This window comes from Corynebacterium confusum (genome assembly GCF_030408715.1).
In the GTDB taxonomy this organism is placed as follows: domain Bacteria; phylum Actinomycetota; class Actinomycetes; order Mycobacteriales; family Mycobacteriaceae; genus Corynebacterium; species Corynebacterium confusum.
In genome coordinates, this window is sequence record NZ_CP047202.1 from 216,732 (window position 1) to 229,746 (window position 13,015).

Genomic DNA, 13,015 nt, shown 5'->3' on the forward strand with positions numbered 1-13,015 from the left:
CTGCGTCGCCGCGCGGTAGTATGCTGGCCTAGCCAAAACAGATTTTTACAGGAAGAACCCTTTTTCAGTGAGCGCATTTTTAGTGGTCGACGCCCTCATCGTGATCGCCGTGCTAGCCGCGGTGTTCACCGGGTGGCGCCAGGGCGTGATGTCTTCCGTGCTGTCCTTCATCGGCATCGTCGCCGGCCTGGTCATCGGCATGGGCCTGGCCCCGCTGGCGATGCGCCTGACGGACTCGGTGGCCCTGCGCCTCCTGCTGGCCGTCGGCGTGATGATCCTGCTGGTCGGCATCGGCCACCTGGCCGGGTCTTCGCTCGGCGCCCGGCTGAGGGACAGGCTCCGGCTGCGATCGGCCCAGCGCATCGACTCCCTGGCCGGCTCGGTATTCCAGGCCGTGGCCGCCCTGCTGGTCATCTGGCTGGTCTCCATCCCGCTGGCCAGCGGGCTGACCGGCGCGGTGGGCAAGGGCCTGCGGGAATCTAAGATCCTGGGCGGCATCCACTCGGTCGCGCCGGAGCAGCTGAAGGCCCTGCCGGGCGGGGTGACCTCGCTGCTGAACCAGACTGGCCTGCCGCCGCTGGTGGCGCCCATCGACGGCGACCGCAACGTGGAGGTCGCCGCGCCGCGCATCGAGGTCGAGGACAAGGCGCTGGTCAAGCACCTGCGCCCGTCGGTCATCCACGTGCTGGGCGACGCGGACTCCTGCAGCCGCCGCCTGATGGGCTCCGGCTTTGTCATCCAGGATGACTACGTGGTCACCAACGCCCACGTCGTGGCCGGGACCAACCTGGTCAACCTGGACACGGTCACCGGCATTCAGCAGGCCGAGGTAGTCTACTACAACCCCGAGGTGGACATCGCCGTGCTGCACAGCGAGAACCTGCAGCTGCCGCCGCTGGACTGGGCGCCGGAGCCGGGAGTGACCGGCGACGACGCCATCGTCATGGGCTTCCCGCAGTCGGGCCCGTTCAGTGCGACCCCGGCCCGCGTGCGCGATCGCATCACGATTGCCGGCCCGGACATCTACAACATGGGCCGCGTCGAGCGCGACGCCTACACCGTGCGCGGCAGCATCCAGCAGGGCAACTCGGGCGGGCCGCTGTTTAACACGGAAGGCCAGGTCTTGGGCATGGTCTTCGGTGCGGCCGTGGATGACACGGACACCGGCTACGCGCTGACCGCCGACGAGGTGATTTCCCACATCGGGGACGTCACGCAGCTGACCGAGCCGGTATACACCGGCGAGTGCGTGGTCCGCGACGTCGTCTCCGAGTAGGCCGGAAGGTAAGCAGGAGCAGTTGCTAGAGCTTTCGCGCCCAGTCCGCGACGGTCGCGACGAAGTCGGCGGGCTCTTCCACGTGCGGCAGGTTCTTGGCGTGCCGCAGGCTGTGATCGGCAAAGGCGCCGGTGGTGCGGGCTCGCGCGCGCCGGATGATGGGATTCCACAGGCGTTGCCCGGAGTGGACGAAAAGCACGGGCGCGGAGATGGTCTCCTCGACCCAGCGGCGCGGAACGGCGGCGGTCAGCAGCCGGTGGTTCCACAGGATTCCGCGCACGACGTTGCCGATGGAGGCGGCCTCGAGCCGCAGCTGCAGGAGCCGCTGGAAGCGCTCGCCCCGGAAACGGCCGGTGGTGTTGAGTAGCAGCTCCTTGCGGTAGACCCACTCGGAGAGCCCGGGCACGCGCTGCAGGGCCCGGTAGGGCAGGCGGCACAGGCCCGCGCGCAGCCACAGCCAGAAGAAGTCCCAGGGGCGGGCGGCCATGGCGCGCCGCAGGTCCACCGGGTATGCGCCGGAGATGCTCACGATGCCGGCGACGCGCTCGGGGTGTTCCACCGCCAGGGACCAGGCCACCGAGGCGCCCGTGTCGTTGCCGATGATGATGGCCCGGCGGTGGCCCAGCGCTTGGATGAGCCCGGAGAGGTCGCCGGTCATCACGCGGATGTCGTGGCCGATATCGGCCGGGGGCTTGTCGGACATGCCGAAGCCGCGGGCATCGATAGCCGCGACGTGGAAGCCGCGCTCGGCCAGCGGGGCGATGACGTCGTGGTAGTCGAACCAGCCGCCGTAGGAGCCGTGGACGGCCACGACGAGGGGATTTTGGGGATCCCCGGCCACCGCGGCGTGCAGCCGGATGCCGCGAGTGTGCACCAGCTGGTGCGTAAACGGGCCGTCCAGCTCCACGACGGAGGGTGAAAGGTTGCGTGCCGACACGGGCGATACTCCTCCAGGTTGGGGTCGGTAGAAACTGACAAAACTCCGCCGAACGCGGTGCGTGGGGCGGAGTTAGGGGTAGGGAGGGGGCTTTAAGGGCTGGCCTAGGAGTTGGTGAACAGGCCCTTGTTGCCCTCGACCTTCTTCTGGGCCTTGCCCGGGACCAGGTCCTTCATGTCGCTAAAGGAGTTGATGGTCTTTTCCGGCTTCTTGACCTTCTTCACGTTCTGGATACCCACCAAGGCGCAGACGCCGGCAATGACCAGCATGATGAGGAAGACGATAAGGAAGGCGGCCCAGCGGTCCAGCCACTTGGCGAGCAGCTCCGCGAGGAAGAAGAAAAAGAAGAAGGAGCTATACAAAGCGACGGTGCCGGCCACACCGAAGAAGCCGGCGCCGATGCCGCCCTTCTTGGCGGAAGCGGCCAGCTCGGTCTTGGCCAGCTCGACCTCCGAGCGGACCAAGCTGGAGACCTGCTCAGTGGCGTTGGAGACCAAGGTGCCGATGGAAGCCTCACCGGAGCGGGAGGTGTCAGCGTCGCTGAGGGGGATCGCGTTGACCTTCGGGGCAAACTGATTACTGCCGTCGGTGAAAAGTCCGTCGTTGCTCACAGGTTAAACCTTCCTTGGGTGGAAAATATTTCGTAACTTAAATACTACGTGGAAACGTCGTCCGAGCGCACAGCTTCCTGACGCGCGGGTCACAGTCTAAAAAACGACCGGCCGCAGCCCGTCGCCACGTTTGCTAACGCCTATCCTAGTTCATATGGCCGAAAATGACCCGCTATCCCCGCTGCTAAGGGACGAAGAAGTCTCCCGCCTGTCCGGGCGGGCCGAGACTGCCATCGCGGCGGCACACCGGCGACCTGCGGCTTTGCGCAAACCCGAGGTCGTATCTTCGGAGTCCCTGCTGCGCGGCGCGCGGGCCAGCGCGGGGCTGGTCAGCGGGCGCGTCGCCCGCGACGTGGAGGAAGAATTTAATACCGAGGATAGCCTGCTGGCCCGCCACATCAGCGCCTATTCCACGCTGGCGCCCGAGCAGTTTTCCGCCACCCTGCGTACCTTTACCCGCGCCCCGCTGCAGGTACTGGCCCGCTGGGACGTGGCCGGCGGCGGGACGGGAAAGCCCCGGGCCGCGGCGGAGCGCCTGACGGTGCTGGCCGGCTGGGTCGTGGCGGGTGCTGGCAGCGCGCCGGGGCCGGGCCTGCGCTTGCTCCTGCCGGCGGTGCTGCACGCCGAGGTCGCCGCCCACGGCTGCTTCGGCGAGCGCAGCGGGCTGGTGGGGCGGATGGCCGGGCGCGCCGCCGCCGTCGCCACGGGCCTGGATCCGCGCGGTTTCGCGGTGCCGGAAACGTATTTCTCGCGGCACCGCCAGCAGTACGCGGAAACGCTGCAGGCCTACCGCGCCGGGGATCCCTTCCCGCTGCTGCGCCTCCACCTGGCGGCCTGGGAGGCCGGCGGCAAGGAGGCAGAGGGCATCGCCCGCGCCGCTTAAGCGGACATCGACACTAGGCCGGCCACTTGGCGGGGCCGGGGCGCCCGGCCAGCCAGATGCCGCCGGCGATGAGGGCGGCGATGCCGGCGGCCACGCCGGCGCCGATGCCGACCTCCTTGGCCCCGGGCAGAGTGAACAGGGGCTCGGGGTCCTTGAAGGTGCGGATGTCCCAGCCGTGCTCCAGGGCGTGCTTCTTCATGGCCCGGTCCGGGTTGACGGCCACGGGGTTGCCCACCTTCTCCAGCATGGGGATGTCGGTGGCGGAGTCGGAATAGGCGAAGCTGCGGGACAGGTCGTAGCGGCCGGACTCGGCGAGGCGGTCGAGGGATTCCGCCTTGGCCGGGCCCTTGCAGTAGTAGAGGACCTCGCCGGTGAACTTGCCGTCCTCGGCGGCGAGCTCGGTGGCCACGACCTGGTCCACGCCGAGCTCGTCCGCGATGAGCTGAACCAGCGGGCGCGCGGAGGCGGAGATGATGATGACCTCGTGCCCGGCGGCCTGGTGGTAGGTGATCAGCTCGCGGGCCTCCGAGTAGATGGCCGGGGTGAGCACGGTGTGCATGGTCTGCTGGGCGATGGCCTCGACCTCGTCCACGGACCAGCCGGTGACCATCTTGGCGAGCTGGTCGCGGGTGGCGTCCATCTGCTGGCTGGACTGGCCGGCCATCATGAAGCTGGTCTTGGCCAGGGACAGCTGCAGGGCCTCGGTGGGGGTAATCAGCCCGTTGTGCATGAACTCCTTGCCGAAGGCGAACGCCGAGGAGGTCGCGATGATCGTCTTATCGAGATCGAAGAAGGCCGCCACGCGGGCGGTGTCGGCGGGGAGGCGTTCGGGCTGGCGAGTCATATGGGTGAAATCCTGACGCTAAATCCTGTTACTGAAGTGTCTGTCGTTTCCTGTGTTGCAATTGTTACGGTTGTGTTTAATCTACCGCAGTTTCCGGCGCTTTCCTAGGGGAGCGGGAAAACTACCTACTCCATCGTAGGTTTGGCCTCGATGGTTACACTCCGCAGGAGGGCGCGCAAGGGCGAACGCCGGGTTATTCACACCAGGATGGTGACATGTGTCGCGGGCCACTCATTCGCGGCCGCGTGCTGCGGGGTTATCCACAGGTGGTTTGGCCCGCCCTGGATTGGGTGGGGAACACCGGCCAGAGTGAGGGGCATGAACGCACCGATTACTGATTTCATCCTCATCGCGGTCACGGACCCGCTGCTTATCCCCGAGGCCCAGCACGCCGCGGCGGCTGCCAGCGCGGAGGTCCGGCACGCCGTCGACCCGCGCGAGATCTCCCGGCTGGCGGCCCAGGCTAGGGCCGTGGTGGTCGACGAGACCACCGCCGCTCACGTGGCCAGCCTGCGCGGCCGCGCCCCGGCCTACTTCGTGGGCAACGAGCCCGGCCCGCTCAACTACGAGGCGGCGCTTAACTGCCACGCGGAGGCGGCGTTTATCCTGCCGGCGGAGTCCCGCCAGCTGCTGGAGACCCTGGGCGAGGTCATGCGCGGGCCCGAGGAGGCCACCGCCGAGCACTGCCTGGTGGCCGTGGTGGGCGCCGGCGGCGGGGTCGGGGCATCGCTGCTCGCGGCCGCGCTGGCGCGTACGGCCAGCCAGCACCGGGCAGACGGGGTGGTCACGCTGGTCGATGCCGGGGAGTTCTCCGGCGGGCTGGATCTTCTCCTGGGGCTCGAGCAGCAGCCCGGGGCGCGCTGGCCGGAGCTGCGCCTGGGGCAAGGGGCCATCGCCGGGCACGAGCTGCGGGCCGCACTGCCGACCACCGCGGACGGGGTAGCGGTGCTTTCCGCGGCGCGCAGCGCGGTGGCCGACCCGTTCCGCCTCGAGCTGGCTGCCGTCGAGGCCGCTGCGGAAAGCGTGCGCGGACAGGCGGGGATAAGCATCTTCGACTGCGACTGGCACCTGCTGCCGCGGCAGGCCCAGCACGTGGTGGTGCCTACGGCCGCGGAGGTGCGCTCGACCGCGGTGGCCGCCCAGCTGGTGGCCCGGCTGGCGGCGGACAACCGCCGCTGCCACCTGGTGGTCCGGGACCGCGGCTGGTCGGGGCTCAGCCTGGGGGAGGTCGAAAAGATCTGCCACGCCGACGCCGTCGCGCAGGTGCCGACCAGCAAGAAGCTGGCCGCGGCCGTGGAGATGGGCGGGCTGCCGCAGCGCCTGCCCCGCGCCATCGACGCCACCTGCCGCCAGATCCTGCAGGCGGTGGGCCGGGATGTCTAAAGTCTCGCGGCCTGCGCCGACGCCGTCGCCGGCGCAGCTCATCGACAGCCTCCAGCAGTGCGTGGCGGCCGAGCCGGAGCTGCTCCACCGGCCTGCCGATCTGGCGCGCCGGGTCCGCCAGGAGGCCGGCGTCATCACTGACGTGGAGGTCCTGCGCGTGCTGCGCCAGCTGCGCGACGACACCACCGGACTTGGCCCGCTGGAGCGGGTGATGTACTACCCCGGCATCACGGACGTGGTGGTCAACGGCCCACACTCCGTCTTCGCCGACACCGGGGCCGGGCTCGCGGAGGTCCCGGTCCGCTTCGCTGATGATGCCGAGGTCCGCCGCCTGGCCACCCGCCTGGCCGTGGGCTGCGGGGCGCGCCTGGACGACTCCCAGCCCTTCGCCGACGGACGGCTCGAGCGCAGCGACGGCACCATCCTGCGCCTGCACGCGGTCCTGTCCCCGCCGGCCGAGGGCGGGACCTGCCTGAGCCTGCGCGTGCTGCGGCAGGCGCAAACCAGCTTCGCGGAGCTCATCGACAACGGCACCATCGACCCGGCGGTTGCCCCGGTCATCCGGGACCTTGTCGCCGCCCAGGTCTCCTTCCTGGTGGTCGGGGGCACGGGATCCGGCAAGACGACGCTGCTTTCGGCGCTGCTGGGCGAGGCCGATGCCGCCCAGCGCCTGTTGGTCATCGAAGACACGGCCGAGCTCAAGCCTAACCACCCGCACGTAGTCAGCCTGGTCGCGCGCCGCTCCAACGCGGAAGGGCAGGGCGAAATCACCATGGCCACCCTGCTGCGGCAGGCGCTGCGGATGCGTCCGGATCGGATCATCGTCGGCGAGATCCGCGGCGCGGAGGTCGTGGACCTGCTGGCGGCGCTGAACACCGGGCACGACGGTGGGGCGGGGACCCTGCACGCCAACTCCCTGGCCGAGGTGCCCGCCCGCATGGAAGCCCTCGCCGCCCTCGGCGGGCTGGACCGGGCGGCGCTGCACTCCCAACTGGCGGCGGCGGTGCACGTGGTTTTCACCACCGAGCGCGGCCGGGACGGGCGCCGCCGGCTGGCCCAGATCGGGCTCCTGGAAGGCAACCCGGTGCAAGCACGGGTGGTGTGGAGCGCGGAGGCCGGCCCGCGCGAGGGCTTCGCCGAATTCGCCGCCGAGCTTTCCGGGAGGCTGGCATGACTAGTGCTCTGTGGTGCTTGGCCGCGGCTGCTGGTGTGTGGGCCACGCTGCCCTCTGCGGCGGCCCGCTTGGGAGGGGCCCGCGGCGGCGCGCCGGGCAGGCGGGGCTCGCTGCGCGTTGCGCCGGCCGTGCTGGCCAGGGTATTCGCGGTGACGCTGGTCAGCCTGTGGGTGGGCCGGGCCACGGTGGTGGTCGCCGGGGTCTTGGTGACCGCGACGGCGTGGTGGGTGATCCGCGACGTGCGGCGAAACCGGATCCGGCGCACCGAGCGGGAGGTGCTGGCCTCCTTCCTGGGCACCGTGACCGGCGACCTGCGGGCCGGGGCCACCCTCCCGACGGCGTGGGCTCGCGGGGCGGAGGCCCTGCCGGCGGGCGGCCCGCCGGGGCTACGCGACGTGCTAGTCAGCGCCGGGGTGGTCGCCGCCCGCGGCGGCAGCCTCCCGCAGGTGCTGCAAGCCAGCCCGCAGCTGCGCGGCCTGGCCCAGCTGTGCGCGCTCAGCGACGACTACGGCATCCCCCTGGCCCGCCTGATGGAAAGCGCGCAGGCGCGCTTCGACGCCGCCCGCCGGCACGCCCAGGCCACCCAGGCGAGCCTCCAGGGCCCGCAGGCCACCGCCTACGTCCTGACCTGCCTGCCGGTGGCGGGTATCGCCATGGGCGTGGTGATGGGCGCCGACCCGGTCGGCTTCCTCTTTGGCGGCGGGCTGGGCGGCGCCCTCTTGCTCCTCGGGGTGCTGCTGGCCTGCGCCGGGTTCGCGTGGTCGCGCTACATCATCGGGAAGGCGGCGGGCTGATGTCGTCACTGGCGTTTTCTGGAGGGCTGTCCTTGCTGTTGCTGGCCGCGGCGGTGGCGTGCCTGCCCACGGCGGCTGGCGTCCGGGTGCTGCCGAAGACCCCGCGCGATGGCCCGTCGGCGCTCCTGTGGGGGATTTCGGAGCGCCTCACCACGCCGCAACGGCCCGACCCGCTGGATGTCGCCAGCGACGTCGAGCTCTTCGCCGCTTGCCTGCGGGCTGGGCTGTCCACCCAGCAGGCGGCCAGCGCCCTGGCCCGGGTAGGCCAACTATCCGAGCGCTGGGGAGCGGTGGCCGCGCTGCTCGCGGTGGGGGCCCGAGGGCCGCGGGCCTGGGGGCGGCTGGGTATCGATGAGCTCGCCCACCTCGTGGTCATGTCCGGGCAGTCCGGCGCGGCGATCGCGCAGGGCTGCGAGCGCATCAGCCACACGCTGCGGGTTGATGCGCAGGCCCAGGCGACCGCGGCGGCGGAGCGGGCCGGCGTCTTCGTCGCTCTGCCGCTGGCCGTGTGCTTCCTGCCCGCCTTCGTGGTGCTGGGCTTGGTGCCGGTGGTGATAAGCCTCGGCGCGCAGCTGCTTTAACCGGGCGGCTTCGACCTGTTCCTGTTCGCACGACTATGCACCCATCCATATCCATCCGTACCCATCAATTCAGACAAGAACACGACAGCAAGAACACGAAAGGGAAATTCCATGAAAATTGCTACCTACCTGCGCAAGAAGGCCTCGGTCCTAGGCAACGAGGACGGGATGTCGACCATCGAATACGCCATGGGGAGTTTGGGGGCCGCGGCCCTGGCGGCGGTGCTCTACATGGTCATCAACAGCGGTGGGGTCTCCGACGCTATCGAGGGCATCATCACCGACGCCCTCTCGAACACCCCGGGCTAAGCCATGCGCGATGATTCCGGTTCCGTCAGCATCGAGGCCGCGCTGGCCTTATCCAGCCTGGTCATCGTGGCCGCTGCCATCCTGGGCGGCATCGCGACGCTGGCCGCGCACTTGACCGCCGTCGATACCGCCGGCGCGGCCGCCCGCGCCCACGCCATCGGGGTGGACTACGTCCCGCCCCGGGGTGACATCGAGGTCGCGGTCGACGAGTCGGGCGGGCTGGTCACGGCCGAGGCTCGCGTGCCGGCGGTGCTGGGCACGATGAGCCACACCGCGGTCTTCCCGGCGGAGGTCTCCGGTGGATAGCCCGGCGCCAGCACTCCGGCGGGCGGGCGCGCTCGCCCGGCAGGAGGACGGCTACGCCACCGTGACCGCGGCCGGAATCATCGTGGCCTTGGCCAGCGTCCTGCTGGCCGTGGCGGGGATCGCCGCGCACGTCATCGCCCGCCACGAGGCCCAGGTGGCGGCGGATCTCGCCGCGGTCGCCGGGGCCTACACCCTGGCCACCGGCGGTGATGCCTGCCCGGCGGCCCGGCGCACGGCCGAACACAACGCCGCCCGCCTGGACCGGTGCACCGTTACCGGCCGCGACGTCGTGGTCGGCGCGTCGGTGCGCTGGCGCGGCGCCCAGGCCAAGGCCGGGCCCGCCTAGCGCGCCCGCACTAATCCAGTAACACTCCGACTAAATATCAATCCGACCCAGCCGTGGAGCCCTGCGTCATCGTGACCAGGGCTCCCAGCAGTTTCAGGGCTCCGGCCTTGTCGAGGGGGTTGTTGCCGTTGCCGCACTTGGGCGACTGCACGCACGACGGGCAGCCCGACTCGCAGCCGCAGGAGCGCACGGCGGCGAAGGTGGCCTCAATCCACTCCGGGAAGCGGCGGAAACCCTCGTCGGCGAAGCCGGCCCCGCCGGGGTGGCCGTCGTAGACGAAGACGGTGGGCAGCTGGGTATCCAGGTGGCGCGCCGTCGAGACCCCGCCGATGTCCCAACGATCGCAGGTGGCTAGCAGCGGCAGCAGCCCGATAGCGGCGTGCTCGGCGGCGTGCAGGGTGCCCGGGGTATCGGCCGCCGTGACCCCGATCTTGTCCAAGACCAGCGGGTCGATGGTATAAGCCACGGCGCGGGTGCGCAGGCTCTGCTCCGGCATCTCCAGCGGCACCTCCTCGCCCACGGTGCCGTCCGGCAGGCGGACCACGTACCCGGTGACCTGGTTGGTGACCTCGACTTCCACGTTGGCCACCCACAGGCCGGGCGAGTAGTTGATGAGCTCGTCCTCCCCGGCCGCGGACAGGATCCGGATGTCGGTGGTGGAGTGGGCCTGCGTCGAATAGTCCGGTACGTCGGGGCGCGCCAGGGCCACGTAGTCGTCCAGGTCGAGGTTCTCGATGACGAAGGTCTCGCCCTGGTGCAGGTAGACCGCGCCGGGGTGGACCTGGGCGGCGGCCCGGGCGGCATCGACGGTGCCCAGCAGGCGCCCGTCTGAGCTGTCGACGATCATGACCTCCTTGCCCGCCCCGCCGCGCAGGGCGACCTGCCCGTGGGCGGTCTCGGGGCGTAACTGGCCCTCAAGCTGCGGGGTGGGGAACCAGCCGCGGGTCCGCTTCTTGATGAGCCCGTCGCGGGCCAGCGCCTCGACGACGGCGGGGGCAAACGCGGCCTCGGCATCGCTCAGCGGCAGCTCCACGGCCGCGCAGTAGAGATGGCCGTAGAGCAGGTAGGGGTTGCGCGGGTTGAACACGCTGGCCTCGACGTCGCGCTCCAGCAGGGCGGCCGGGTGGTGGACCAGGTAGGTGTCCATCGGCTCGTCGCGGGCGACCAAGACCACCAGGGAACCCTGGCCGCGGCGCCCGGCCCGCCCGGCCTGCTGCCAGAAGCTGGCCACGGTGCCGGGAAAACCGGCGGTGACCACCGCGTCCAGGGTGCCGACGTCGATGCCCAGCTCCAGCGCCGAGGTCGTGGCCACCCCCAGCAGGCTCCCGTCGTCGAGGCCGGCCTCCAGGGCGCGGCGGTCCTCGGCCAGGTAGCCGGCCCGGTAGGAGGCGATGCGCCGGGCGAAGTCGGCCCGACCCAGGCGACCGGACAGCTCCTCCTGGCAGAGCATGGAGACCAGCTCCGCGGCGCGCCGGGAGCGCACGAAGGTCAGGGTGCGCGCGCCCTCGGCCACCAGGGCCGCCATGATATCGGCGGCCTCGGAGGTGGCGGCGCGGCGTGTGTTCTCGTCGAGGAAGCCGGGCTCCCACAGCATGATGGTGCGCGTCCCGGTCGGCGCTCCGTCGGCGGTCACGGCCTGCGCCGGCCGGCCGGTGAGCCGCTCCAGGTGGCGGGCCGGATCCCGCATGGTGGCCGAGGCCGCGATGATGGTGGGGTTCGCCCCGTAGTGGCGGCACAGGCGCAGCAGGCGGCGCAGCACCAGGGCGACATTGGCCCCGAAGACCCCGCGGTAGGAGTGGCACTCGTCGATGACGATGAACTCGAGGTGCCGCAAGAACCGCGCCCAGCGCTGGTGGGCGGCCAAAAGCGAGACGTGCACCATGTCCGGGGTCGAGAAGACGAACCGGGAATTGTTCCGGATGCCGGCGCGGGCCTCAGCCGGGGTGTCGCCGTCGTAGGGGGCGGGGTTGGCCCAGCCGGCCAGGCGCCCGGCGGCCAGCAGCTGATCCGATCCCAGCGCCTTGGTGGGGGTCAGGTACAGCGCGCAGGCCGTCGGGTTGGCCGCCAGCCTGGTCAGGATGGGCAGCTGGTAGCCCAGCGACTTGCCGGAGGAGGTGCCGGTGGCCACCACCACGTCGTGGCCCGCCCACGCCGCCTGAGCCGTGGCGGCCTGGTGGCTGTAGAGCTTGCCGATGCCGGCATCGACAAGCACTTCCTTCAGCTTCGGGTCCACCCAGCCGGGCCAGTCCGCGTACTCGGCTGGGTGGGGCGGCAGCGTGGTCAGGTGGGTGCACTCGGACTCCGGGAAGCGGCGGGTGAGGATGTCCGCGAGCTCCGCGCCCAGTGGGTTCGGGGACTCAGCTACCATCGCGTATACCCCTTTCTGGGTGGAAAAATACCAAGACTTTTAGTCAATAAAGCCTCCCAAGACTATCGCGCGGCGGCAAAACGTGTCACACTTACCAGTGGTCGAAGATTTCTTAGCGCAGTGTTTAGATTTAGGTGCTCGTGAAAGATTTTGGAAAACGCGGGCACTTTCTGGCTTAACCAGCCGAGAGGTTCGACGCCTCGACCACTTTTTAAAAAAGTTCAACACATCCCTACACACGCCGAAAGAGGTACATAATGGCACAGGGAACCGTCAAGTGGTTTAACGCTGAAAAGGGCTACGGCTTCATCGCTCCGGAGGATGGATCCGCAGACGTCTTCGTGCACTACTCCGAGATCCAAGGCGGCGGCTTCCGCACCCTGGAGGAGAACCAGAAGGTCTCCTTCGAGGTCGGCGAAGGCGCCAAGGGCCCGCAGGCCCAGGGCGTTACCGCCATCTCCTAAGGCACTAAGTCGCACGCTTTCGCCCTCGCTACCTGGTATTCAAGGTGCGGGGCGAAAGCTTTTTTATGCGCCGGGTAGGACAGCAGGGGAGCTTAGGGGGTCTCCGCGTAGCCGTTGCGGGTGTCCTTCCAGTCCAGGATCCGGTTTTGCAGCCACTGGATGGCGAAACCGATGACCACCGCGGCCACGATACTGACCAGCATGGCCGCCAGGGGAGAATCCGAAAAGGCCATGCCGCCCAGGTAGCCGATGGCTAGGGCCTGGAAGGCCCAGATGGCCACGCCGATGCTGTCGAAGAAGAAAAACAGCGGCCACGGGTAGCGCACCGATCCCAGCAGGATGGTCATGAACAGGCGCGCTGAGGGGATGAAGCGGGCGATGATGATGGCGGCCCCGCCGCTGCGCCGCATGTGGCGCTTGACCCACAGCAGGCCGTCGTAGGCCTTGGAACCGCGGCGCAGGCGCTGCAGGTAGGGCATGAAGCGGGTGCCCAGCAGGAAACACAGGTTGTCGCCCAGGATGGCGGCGAACAGAGCCGTGAAAAACATCACGGTCACGGACGGGACCCCTTGGCTGCCGGCCCAGGCCCCGACCAGGTTCAGGGGGATTTCAGACGGCAGGACGGGGAAGAAGCAGTCGAGGAAGATGAGGCAGCCGATGACCGGGTACACCCAGTCGGTGGTCATAATCGACTCGATGACCTGCAGGATTGAGTCCACCATGAGGCAGGCCACCTCCT

The 13,015-nt window shown here is 69.7% G+C and carries 15 protein-coding genes; 10 read left to right on the forward strand and 5 right to left on the reverse strand.

All coding sequences use genetic code 11. The features are described 5' to 3' along the window. Positions 1 to 67 precede the first annotated feature (67 nt). Positions 68 to 1,276 (forward strand): MarP family serine protease, encoded by a 1,209-nt coding sequence (locus CCONF_RS01080; protein ID WP_290224339.1) that lies wholly within the window; start codon positions 68 to 70, stop codon positions 1,274 to 1,276. Positions 1,277 to 1,301: 25 nt separating this feature from the next. Here CCONF_RS01080 and CCONF_RS01085 read toward each other — a convergent pair whose 3' ends face one another. Beyond that, complete coding sequence (locus CCONF_RS01085; RefSeq protein ID WP_290224340.1) at positions 1,302 to 2,213, reverse strand: alpha/beta fold hydrolase; 912 nt, start codon at positions 2,211 to 2,213, stop codon at positions 1,302 to 1,304. 104 nt (positions 2,214 to 2,317) lie between these two features. Further along, entirely contained in the window at positions 2,318 to 2,824 is a 507-nt protein-coding gene (locus CCONF_RS01090; protein ID WP_070768264.1) for a phage holin family protein, read from the reverse strand. Between the two features lie 154 nt (positions 2,825 to 2,978). On the opposite strand from CCONF_RS01090, the gene CCONF_RS01095 reads away from it, so the two are divergent. After that, positions 2,979 to 3,707: a Fic family protein gene (locus CCONF_RS01095; protein ID WP_290224343.1), complete on the forward strand. Its 729-nt coding sequence runs from the start codon at positions 2,979 to 2,981 to the stop codon at positions 3,705 to 3,707. A gap of 13 nt (positions 3,708 to 3,720) precedes the next feature. Here the strand turns inward: CCONF_RS01095 and CCONF_RS01100 are convergent, their stop codons facing one another. After that, a complete protein-coding gene (locus CCONF_RS01100; protein ID WP_290224345.1) occupies positions 3,721 to 4,551 on the reverse strand; it encodes an HAD family hydrolase in 831 nt (276 codons plus the stop codon). A 318-nt stretch (positions 4,552 to 4,869) separates the two neighbouring features. Here CCONF_RS01100 and ssd point away from each other — a divergent pair, with 318 nt between their 5' ends. The 7 genes from ssd (at position 4,870) to CCONF_RS01135 (ending at position 9,444) form a co-directional block, all read left to right on the forward strand. After that, positions 4,870 to 5,934: a septum site-determining protein Ssd gene (ssd, locus tag CCONF_RS01105; RefSeq protein ID WP_290224348.1), complete on the forward strand. Its 1,065-nt coding sequence runs from the start codon at positions 4,870 to 4,872 to the stop codon at positions 5,932 to 5,934. After that, positions 5,927 to 7,108: a TadA family conjugal transfer-associated ATPase gene (locus CCONF_RS01110; RefSeq protein ID WP_290224350.1), complete on the forward strand. Its 1,182-nt coding sequence runs from the start codon at positions 5,927 to 5,929 to the stop codon at positions 7,106 to 7,108. The genes ssd and CCONF_RS01110 overlap by 8 nt, the downstream gene beginning before the upstream one ends. Next, the gene (locus CCONF_RS01115; RefSeq protein ID WP_290224352.1) at positions 7,105 to 7,902 is read left to right on the forward strand and encodes a type II secretion system F family protein; all 798 of its coding nucleotides are present in this window, start codon (positions 7,105 to 7,107) and stop codon (positions 7,900 to 7,902) included. The genes CCONF_RS01110 and CCONF_RS01115 overlap by 4 nt, the downstream gene beginning before the upstream one ends. Further along, positions 7,902 to 8,483: a type II secretion system F family protein gene (locus CCONF_RS01120; protein WP_290224355.1), complete on the forward strand. Its 582-nt coding sequence runs from the start codon at positions 7,902 to 7,904 to the stop codon at positions 8,481 to 8,483. Before CCONF_RS01115 ends, CCONF_RS01120 begins: the two co-directional genes overlap by 1 nt. A 111-nt stretch (positions 8,484 to 8,594) precedes the next feature. Then, the gene (locus CCONF_RS01125) at positions 8,595 to 8,792 is read left to right on the forward strand and encodes a DUF4244 domain-containing protein (RefSeq protein ID WP_290224356.1); all 198 of its coding nucleotides are present in this window, start codon (positions 8,595 to 8,597) and stop codon (positions 8,790 to 8,792) included. A 3-nt stretch (positions 8,793 to 8,795) separates the two neighbouring features. Continuing rightward, positions 8,796 to 9,098, forward strand: a complete 303-nt coding sequence (locus CCONF_RS01130; RefSeq protein ID WP_290224358.1) for a hypothetical protein — start codon at positions 8,796 to 8,798, stop codon at positions 9,096 to 9,098. Continuing rightward, a complete protein-coding gene (locus CCONF_RS01135; RefSeq protein WP_290224361.1) occupies positions 9,091 to 9,444 on the forward strand; it encodes an Rv3654c family TadE-like protein in 354 nt (117 codons plus the stop codon). Before CCONF_RS01130 ends, CCONF_RS01135 begins: the two co-directional genes overlap by 8 nt. A 37-nt stretch (positions 9,445 to 9,481) precedes the next feature. On the opposite strand, the gene CCONF_RS01140 is transcribed toward CCONF_RS01135, so the two are convergent. Beyond that, positions 9,482 to 11,812 (reverse strand): DEAD/DEAH box helicase, encoded by a 2,331-nt coding sequence (locus tag CCONF_RS01140; RefSeq protein ID WP_290224362.1) that lies wholly within the window; start codon positions 11,810 to 11,812, stop codon positions 9,482 to 9,484. Positions 11,813 to 12,069: 257 nt separating this feature from the next. Between CCONF_RS01140 and CCONF_RS01145 the strand changes: the two genes are divergently transcribed. Then, positions 12,070 to 12,276: a cold-shock protein gene (locus CCONF_RS01145; protein ID WP_290224365.1), complete on the forward strand. Its 207-nt coding sequence runs from the start codon at positions 12,070 to 12,072 to the stop codon at positions 12,274 to 12,276. Between the two features lie 92 nt (positions 12,277 to 12,368). On the opposite strand, the gene CCONF_RS01150 is transcribed toward CCONF_RS01145, so the two are convergent. Beyond that, complete coding sequence (locus CCONF_RS01150; RefSeq protein WP_290224367.1) at positions 12,369 to 12,998, reverse strand: DedA family protein; 630 nt, start codon at positions 12,996 to 12,998, stop codon at positions 12,369 to 12,371. Positions 12,999 to 13,015 lie beyond the last annotated feature (17 nt).

Excerpts from the sequence above, each read along its gene's own strand:
- CCONF_RS01120 (WP_290224355.1), top strand. The coding sequence starts at position 7,902 with ATGTCGTCACTGGCGTTTTCTGGAGGGCTGTCCTTGCTGTTGCTGGCC.
- CCONF_RS01095 (WP_290224343.1), top strand. The coding sequence starts at position 2,979 with ATGGCCGAAAATGACCCGCTATCCCCGCTGCTAAGGGACGAAGAAGTC.
- CCONF_RS01125 (WP_290224356.1), top strand. The coding sequence starts at position 8,595 with ATGAAAATTGCTACCTACCTGCGCAAGAAGGCCTCGGTCCTAGGCAAC.
- ssd (WP_290224348.1), top strand. The coding sequence starts at position 4,870 with ATGAACGCACCGATTACTGATTTCATCCTCATCGCGGTCACGGACCCG.
- CCONF_RS01130 (WP_290224358.1), top strand. The coding sequence starts at position 8,796 with ATGCGCGATGATTCCGGTTCCGTCAGCATCGAGGCCGCGCTGGCCTTA.
- CCONF_RS01140 (WP_290224362.1), bottom strand. The coding sequence starts at position 11,812 with ATGGTAGCTGAGTCCCCGAACCCACTGGGCGCGGAGCTCGCGGACATC.
- CCONF_RS01145 (WP_290224365.1), top strand. The coding sequence starts at position 12,070 with ATGGCACAGGGAACCGTCAAGTGGTTTAACGCTGAAAAGGGCTACGGC.
- CCONF_RS01110 (WP_290224350.1), top strand. The coding sequence starts at position 5,927 with ATGTCTAAAGTCTCGCGGCCTGCGCCGACGCCGTCGCCGGCGCAGCTC.
- CCONF_RS01150 (WP_290224367.1), bottom strand. The coding sequence starts at position 12,998 with ATGGTGGACTCAATCCTGCAGGTCATCGAGTCGATTATGACCACCGAC.
- CCONF_RS01100 (WP_290224345.1), bottom strand. The coding sequence starts at position 4,551 with ATGACTCGCCAGCCCGAACGCCTCCCCGCCGACACCGCCCGCGTGGCG.
- CCONF_RS01115 (WP_290224352.1), top strand. The coding sequence starts at position 7,105 with ATGACTAGTGCTCTGTGGTGCTTGGCCGCGGCTGCTGGTGTGTGGGCC.